This is a genomic window from Silvanigrella sp. (genome assembly GCF_044369315.1).
Classification (GTDB): domain Bacteria; phylum Bdellovibrionota_B; class Oligoflexia; order Silvanigrellales; family Silvanigrellaceae; genus Silvanigrella.
Genome location: NZ_JBIPMD010000215.1, coordinates 1 through 5,377, shown reverse-complemented (window position 1 = coordinate 5,377; position 5,377 = coordinate 1). Strand labels below are relative to the sequence as shown.

Annotated in this window: 7 protein-coding genes; 5 read left to right on the top strand and 2 right to left on the bottom strand. The window is 31.5% G+C overall.

All coding sequences use genetic code 11. The features are described from left to right. Positions 1-454 precede the first annotated feature (454 nt). Positions 455-694, top strand: a complete 240-nt coding sequence (locus tag ACIQ56_RS13885) for a bacterioferritin-associated ferredoxin (RefSeq protein ID WP_397601646.1) — start codon at positions 455-457, stop codon at positions 692-694. Here ACIQ56_RS13885 and bfr read toward each other — a convergent pair. Beyond that, positions 639-1,115, bottom strand: coding sequence for a bacterioferritin (gene bfr / locus ACIQ56_RS13880; protein WP_397601645.1), 477 nt, complete (start codon positions 1,113-1,115; stop codon positions 639-641). The two genes, ACIQ56_RS13885 and bfr, sit on opposite strands and share 56 nt — an antisense overlap. 310 nt (positions 1,116-1,425) lie before the next feature. Between bfr and ACIQ56_RS13875 the strand changes: the two genes are divergently transcribed. Then, on the top strand, positions 1,426-3,060 hold the full coding sequence (locus ACIQ56_RS13875; RefSeq protein ID WP_397601644.1) for an APC family permease: 1,635 nt from the start codon (positions 1,426-1,428) through the stop codon (positions 3,058-3,060). A gap of 29 nt (positions 3,061-3,089) precedes the next feature. Here ACIQ56_RS13875 and ACIQ56_RS13870 read toward each other — a convergent pair whose 3' ends face one another. Then, entirely contained in the window at positions 3,090-3,695 is a 606-nt protein-coding gene (locus ACIQ56_RS13870; RefSeq protein ID WP_397601643.1) for a DUF3575 domain-containing protein, read from the bottom strand. A 108-nt stretch (positions 3,696-3,803) separates the two neighbouring features. Between ACIQ56_RS13870 and ACIQ56_RS13865 the strand changes: the two genes are divergently transcribed. The 3 genes from ACIQ56_RS13865 to ACIQ56_RS13855 are packed head-to-tail and all read left to right on the top strand — an operon-like array spanning position 3,804 to position 5,296. Continuing rightward, the gene (locus tag ACIQ56_RS13865; protein ID WP_397601642.1) at positions 3,804-4,229 is read left to right on the top strand and encodes an acyl-CoA thioesterase; all 426 of its coding nucleotides are present in this window, start codon (positions 3,804-3,806) and stop codon (positions 4,227-4,229) included. 23 nt (positions 4,230-4,252) lie between these two features. After that, positions 4,253-5,035, top strand: a complete 783-nt coding sequence (locus ACIQ56_RS13860; RefSeq protein ID WP_397601641.1) for an SDR family NAD(P)-dependent oxidoreductase — start codon at positions 4,253-4,255, stop codon at positions 5,033-5,035. Between the two features lie 15 nt (positions 5,036-5,050). Continuing rightward, entirely contained in the window at positions 5,051-5,296 is a 246-nt protein-coding gene (locus ACIQ56_RS13855; RefSeq protein ID WP_397601640.1) for a hypothetical protein, read from the top strand. The last annotated feature ends 81 nt before the right edge of the window (positions 5,297-5,377 follow it).

Genomic DNA, 5,377 nt, shown 5'->3' with positions numbered 1-5,377 from the left:
AGCATTCGTCGAATGGATATCTGTCTCCAGTTATATTTGAAATAACTAGACCAATGAAAAAGGTCGGTTAATTGTGTCTATAAAATTGGGGGAAGATCATGGCTTGACTTTCTAAGCGCGAGAAAACTAAAATTCGATAGTAATTTTAGTTTAGATTTTATGAATGGGTTTTCTTATAAAAAATCTGATAAAATGAAGCGATTTTTTGACCACCATAAAAACAGAGGTTTTCTTGGCGACTTCAGTATCCAATACTAAGATTAGATAGTTTTGGTCAAACCGCCTTTTTTCCGTTTCAGTAGCTCGGTAGCACCATCAGCCATTTTTATTCCCCCCCCCCCATTTTGACAATAATGAGAATTATTATCACAAAAACTTGAGAATAGTTCTCAGTTGAGATATTCTAACTCCGATAGACTTCCAAGGATATGGGAAGAGAAGGAGAACAGATTTTATGCTCATGTGCCTTTGCTACGGCATCTCATGCGGTGAAATTAAAAAAATAGTCCAAAGTGGTATTATTACTACAGAAGGTGTTCAAAATGAATGCCAGGCTGGGACAGGCTGCGGCTGTTGTTTAGATGCTTTAAAACTTATGGTAGAGTCAGAAGCAAATAAACAACATAATGATTTATCTCTTACGAATGCTCATGCAGTTGTTGCGAGAGGTAGTTCTCGTAGCCAATGTCCTTAATTAAACTCAACTGAGTCTCTAGCCAGTCAATATGTTCTTCTTCATCTTCCAAAATTTCTTCTAACATTTCAGCGCTTGTATGATCACGAGCGGCTTCACAAGTGTCGATACCTCTTTTTAAACGGTCAACAGCCATAAATTCTAAAGCTAAATCGGCTTCGATTTGTTCTTTTACAGTTTCACCAATATTTAATTTATCCAGTTTTTGAAGATTTGGAATTCCATCTAAAAATAGAATACGATCTAAAAGATCTTGAGCATGTTTCATTTCTTCAATAGATTCTTTATATGTCTTTTCAGCAATTCGATTATAACCCCAATTTTTGCACATTCTGGCGTGTAAAAAGTATTGGTTAATAGCTGTCAGTTCTCCCGTTAAAACCTCATTTAAAGCTTTTATAACGTTAACGTCACCTTTCATTCGAACTCCTTTATTATGATTATAATAAATAACAATTTTAAATACTTTGCATTTGTCTATGCATTAAAAGACTATCAACGCTATTTGAATATGTCTATATGGATAGAGCACCAAATACTTTTTCATAAAAATAATTGAATTTCTAACTTATGCTAGATAGATAGCGAGTTACAACCTTAAATTATTGTATTTATTATATTTAGGTTATATGAAATGATTGCGACTCTAGTTTCATTAGACAAGAGACTCGTTTTCATATAAACCATGTGTTGTTTTTACATTAGTGAAACTTTTGATTCGGAGATAATTTATGCAATTTAAACGACAAATAGGTGCTGGTGGTGTTATGTTCGCTTCTATTGGAGCGATGGTTGGGTCTGGATGGCTTTTTAGTTCTTTATATGCCGCCCAACACGCTGGTCCTGCAGCTATTGTGTCATGGTTAATTGCAACAGTATTTATCATAATTATTGCATTAACATTTGCTGAATTAGGCACCCTTTTTCCTATTGCAGGAGGGATTGCTAACTACCCATTTTTTACTCATGGAAAATTAGCAGGTTTTTTGCTTGGTTGGATATCTTGGCTTTCATTTTTGGTATTAACTCCAATAGAAGTTCAAGCAACTATTCAATACATGACTAATTTTTTTCCATCCTTGACTAGAGTTGAAAATAATATTCATCATTTAACAACAAGTGGTTATATTATTGCTACGATATTAATGCTGCTACTGGTTTATATAAATACACGTGGCGTAAAATTCATGTCTGATACAAATAAAATATTCAGTATTTGGAAAATAATTGTTCCTGCAATTGCTATTATTATCTTTTTCTTAAACGCTAAAGGAACAAATAACTTAACATTAGAATCAGCAGGTGGTTTTGCTCCTTATGGATGGCATGGCATTCTTTCTGCATTAGCAGTTGCTGGGATCGTATTTTCATTTAATGGGTTTCAAATTGGGATTATGATGGCCGCTGAAACAAAGGATCCCCAAAAAAATATTCCAAAAGCGATTATCGGATCCGTTCTTTTAGGTGCTTTATTATATATCTTATTACAAATTTCTTTTTTAGTTGCGATTCCAGAAGATGCTTTAAAAAATGGTTGGTCTGGCTTGGCTTTTGCAGGTGATGCAGGACCTCTCGCAGGTTTGGCAGTAACTCTCGGAGTTGTTTGGGTTGCCTATATGCTTTATGTTGATGCCATTATATCTCCACTTGGCGCAGGAATTGTTTATGCTGCATCGAGTTCTCGAGTTTTATATGCATTAAGTGCGAATGGTTATATTCCAGAGCAGATAAAGAAAATTGATAAAAAAGGAATTCCAATAACAAGTGTTTGGGTAAATTTCTTTTTTGGTATGCTTGCTTTTTTACCATTTCCAGGCTGGCAAGGGATGGTAGCCTTTTTGTCTTCTACAATGATTGCAGGATATGCGATAGTTCCCATTTGTATTGTTGCATTAAGAGATCAACAACCCGATTTACACAGACCTTTTCGTCTTCCTATCCATAAATTATTTTGTTTAGTTGCCTTTTATATCTGTAACCTTATGCTTTTTTGGTCTGGCTGGGAGATCATGAGTAAGTTATTTGTAGCAGTACTTGTTGGCTTCTGTATTTATCTTTCTCGTTTAATTTATCGTAAAGAAGTGAAAGAAAATATCTCAACTTGGAAAAATGCTTCATGGATATTTATTTACCTTGCTGGTCTTTGTGTATTAACTAAATTTGGTTCCTTTGAAGGTGGATTAAGTATAATTACAGTTGGATATGATTTTATTGTTTTAGCTGTATTTTCTATATTTATTATGTATCTATCTCAAAGAACAAAATTACCTGCTGAAATGGCAGGGAAAAACATTGAACTGATTTTATCGGGTCATGGCGGAATTGCGGAAGTAGAATTTCAAGAAAAATCTTATTCAGTTAATTAATAAATATTTATTATTGTTTTTTTTATATTTTAAAACAGGTATCCCAATGTTAAACCATAATCAGGCTGAAGTTGGGTGACATTTTTATGGAGCTTTTCATTGGCTAGTTTCCAATCTAGATTATCCGATTTTGAGTTTGGAAAAGCACTATTATCAAAAGTATCCTTTTTACTTTTATAACCGATTCCAATATATGCCGATAAGGTAAATCCCGATTCACTCCGAAAACGGTATCCTGCTTGTAAAATAGGAGCTGCATAAAAAATATTGTATTGAATATTTGTGTCAGAGTCTGAAATACTTGATTGTGAATAGGTCAAATTTATTTTTGCACCAATAAAAGGGCCAAACATTTTATTCGTAAAAAAATAATAATGCAAAAACGGTGCTGCTGTGTAAATATAACGATTTGCAGTAACTCCATTTGCCATATAAGGATTTTGTCTAAAATATTCTAAATTAAATCCTACAGAATAGTTGTCAATGAAAGCAAACTCAGAATTTAATCCGATCCCTTGATTTATTAAAAGTAAGGGATTTACTTCTAAAATAATATTTTCCTCACATTGAGCCTTGGCGTGTTGAATAAAAAAAACTGCTAAACATAATTTTATTAAATTATTTTTCTTAAACATTTTAAATCCTTAAATTACCGGTTCTTGTTCCGGTTTGTTACGAATGTTATAACAGGAAGATAGGGGTTATGGCAAAATTGATTTCCATAATTTATTTTTAGGAGATTTATGACTAAAATTAAAGAAGCTTCCAAATTTAACTATGAAATGATCATTAAAGAAAATCATTTGGATTCTTTTGGTCATGTAAATAATGCTGTTTATATACAGATATTTGAAGAAGCTCGCTGGGAATTTATTACGATAAATGGATATGGACTAAATGAAATTCATAAATTAAAAAAAGGGCCTATTGTTTTAGAAGCAAATTTAAAGTTTATAAAAGAAATAAAATTAAGAGAAAAAATAAATATTGAGACAATGTGCACAGATGCAAAATCAAAAATTCTTAATTTAACCCAAAAAATAATAAATTCAAAAAATGAAATTTGTACGGAAGCTAATTTTGTTTTAGCTTTTTTTGATTTAGAAACAAGAAAAATTTTAAATCCTACACCTGAATGGTTACATGCCGTTGGTATAAAATTTGAATAATTTAAACTCTTTGGAATAAAAATATGCAAAATAAAATATTTTCTGTTAAAGATAAAAAAATATTAATAACAGGAGCTTCATCTGGATTAGGAAAACATTTTTCCAAAATTTTGATCGAAGCAGGTGCTCATGTTATCGCTTGCGCAAGAAGAGAAAGTTTATTACAAGATTTAAAGAATGAAGTACAAGATAAAATTGGTAAAATTACAATATTACCTTTAGATATTTTAGATTATAATTCTGTTGATACTAAATTAACAGAATTATTTCAAAGCTTAAATGGTATTGACGTTCTTATTAATAATGCAGGCTATTCTCCAAAAGTTAAAAAACCTGTTTTTGAATCGACATTATCGGACTGGGATGAGGTCTTTGATACAAATTTAAAAGCATTATGGAATTTAACAAAAATAGCAGCGAAAGACATGTCTATTCAGAAAATACAAGGAAGTATTATTAATATTTCTTCAACTGTAGCGAATAGAACAAGAATCGGAAATCCAATGTATGGTATTTCAAAGTCTGCAGTTGCTTCTTTAACTCAAAAATTAGCATTAGAATTTGCACAATATAAAATTAGAGTAAATGCAATTGCTCCTGGTTTTTTTGAAACAGATATGAATCGAAATTATATTTTGAGTCCACAAGGTCAAGAAACTATAAAACGAACCATTCCTCTTGAAAGAATCGGTTTATATTCTGAGCTAGATGGCATTATTTTTCTTTTAGCTTCAAATGCATCTACTTATATAACAGGTGAATGTATTTTTATTGATGGTGGTTATGTCGTTAATTCTATAACTTAATTAAAAAGGAATTTCATGAAATTTATAAATAAATCAATTTTTCTTTTAGCCTTCTTATTTATTTCTAATATTGCTTTTGCAGATGAAAACGCACATTCCATGCATAGGAATAAATCTGAAGTTTCTTCAAATGAAGAAAAATTTTCAGAATCTATTAAAAATTTAAATTTTGTAAAAAAAGCACAAGTTGTTAAATTAAAAGATGGAGAAACGTTCATGGTAGGTAGAGACATGACTTTTATTTCCTTTCAAATAAAGTAATTCATTGCCATGAAACCCCTGCAGAACCGGACTTGTAGTTTTCCCACATCCGGCTCCCAGAGATGATATTCATTGCGTAGG